The sequence below is a fragment of the Sphingobium sp. B2 genome (genome assembly GCF_007693735.1).
Lineage (GTDB): Bacteria > Pseudomonadota > Alphaproteobacteria > Sphingomonadales > Sphingomonadaceae > Sphingobium > Sphingobium xenophagum.
Genome location: NZ_VDBZ01000026.1, coordinates 1 through 1,227, shown reverse-complemented (window position 1 = coordinate 1,227; position 1,227 = coordinate 1). Strand labels below are relative to the sequence as shown.

The window sequence follows — 1,227 nt, the reverse complement described above, 5'->3', positions numbered from 1 at the left end:
GGGATAGGCGCAGATTTTCTTCGTCGAGGCCGCATTTGGAAAGGGAGATGGAGAACCTCAGTCGTGACATGAAGGCGGTGGAAGATGGCTTGGGCGATGATGTTTTGCATCTCGTCGTCGCATCACGCTATCTAGGCAAGCTGCTGGCAAACGAGCGTATCACCGCCTATCTCGAAAGGCGTCATCCCGAAATTAATGCCGAATTCCAGACTATTATTTCGAATACATCTCTGGACCAATCGTCCCATTGAAGCGGGTGTCGGCGCGCCTGATCCGTCGTAGCAGCTACGGCATCCAAAATGTTGCGAAGCGCAGATTACGACGTTATATATGACGTCATGTATGTGCTGGATACCAACATTCTTGTCGCCGCGCTCTGGTCGCGGTCTGGAGCGTCGTATCGAATCGTCAAGAGCGCGCTGAAAGGCGAACTCCCATACGCTGTGTCTGTCGCGCTGGTGTTGGAATATGAAGCTGTGCTCAATCGAGCAGCGATGCGTGAGGCGAGTTGGGCGTCGAAGGAGGAGTTGGACCAAGTGCTAGATGCTGTCGTCGGACAGGCGCGGCGGATAATGCCCATCAGGACTAAGCTTCGTCCGACGCTGAGCGATCCGGCGGACGATATGGTTCTGGAGTGCGCGGTCCAGGCCGGGGCGGATGCCATCGTCACCATGAACGTGCGGGACTTTCTACCGGCGCGGGAATTATACCGGGTAGATGTGATCAAGCCCGGTGAGTTGTTTTTACGCCTCGAAGGAGGAGAGACGAAATGAGCAATTATCCTTTGCGGCTGCCGGATCATGTTATGGCGGAAGCCAAGCATCTAGCGGAGCTGAACGGTACGTCGCTGAACCAGTTCCTGTCGTCGCTGATTGCGGAGCGGGTAGGGGAGTTGAGGGCAACGGCAGATATCCGGCTCCGTGCCGAACGCGCAAATCCAGCTGCTGCGCTTGCAATCCTCGCGCAGGTGCCAGATCGGCCTCCGCTTGACGGTGACGAGTTGCCCGGAACGCATTGAAGGAGCTTCGGTTCAATAATGGGTGGTAATGCACCTTGCGCATAGGCAATTCACCGTACGCACAGGTGCTGCCAATAAATCGGCTTATTTCAGCATGTTATGAGTTTTTTCAAAACAGGCCAGGACACATTTTGTGTCCTGGGGAACAATTTGGCAAGCAAAATTCGCAGTGCTGTTGATTTGCACTGAGAAGTGACCCGGGATTTTCA

General features: G+C 54.6%; 3 protein-coding genes. All 3 read left to right on the top strand.

Features of this window, described 5'->3' with window-relative positions:
* Nucleotides 1–251 (top strand): plasmid partitioning protein RepB C-terminal domain-containing protein (locus FE851_RS25845; RefSeq protein WP_315850642.1); only part of this gene is annotated, 251 nt, incomplete at its 5' end.
* Nucleotides 252–338: 87 nt separating this feature from the next.
* Nucleotides 339–773: a putative toxin-antitoxin system toxin component, PIN family gene (locus FE851_RS25840; RefSeq protein WP_145206933.1), complete on the top strand. Its 435-nt coding sequence runs from the start codon at nt 339–341 to the stop codon at nt 771–773.
* Nucleotides 770–1,018: a hypothetical protein gene (locus FE851_RS25835; protein ID WP_145206932.1), complete on the top strand. Its 249-nt coding sequence runs from the start codon at nt 770–772 to the stop codon at nt 1,016–1,018. The genes FE851_RS25840 and FE851_RS25835 overlap by 4 nt, the downstream gene beginning before the upstream one ends.
* Nucleotides 1,019–1,227: the final 209 nt, after the last annotated feature.